Annotated in this window: 1 rRNA gene; it reads right to left on the reverse strand. The window is 48.7% G+C overall.

What is annotated here, in order from left to right:
- Window positions 1-91: ribosomal RNA gene (gene rrf, locus IFU39_RS32550) — 5S ribosomal RNA — on the reverse strand; the annotation flags it as partial.
- Between the last annotated feature and the right edge of the window lie 219 nt (window positions 92-310).

The raw sequence follows: 310 nt of genomic DNA on the forward strand, positions 1-310 counted from the left end.
ACCCTGCGGTCCAAGTACCATCGGCGCTAGAGGGCTTAACGGTCGTGTTCGGGATGGGTACGTGTGGAACCCCTCCGCCATCGCCACCAAACGCGATTTGTCGAAGCATAGCTTCTTGAAATCAGATATGGAACTGAAAATCATACACACGTTCTGTGATGTACCCATTTTCATTTCAGAGATCATTCTCTGAAAACTAGATTCGAAACGAAACACGCGAATTATCACTTGCTATTGGATAAGCCCTCGACCGATTAGTACTGGTCAGCTCCATGCATTGCTGCACTTCCACCCCCAGCCTATCTACCTC

It is taken from the genome of Paenibacillus sp. CFBP 13594 (genome assembly GCF_014842675.1).
Classification (GTDB): Bacteria; Bacillota; Bacilli; order Paenibacillales; family Paenibacillaceae; genus Paenibacillus; species Paenibacillus amylolyticus_B.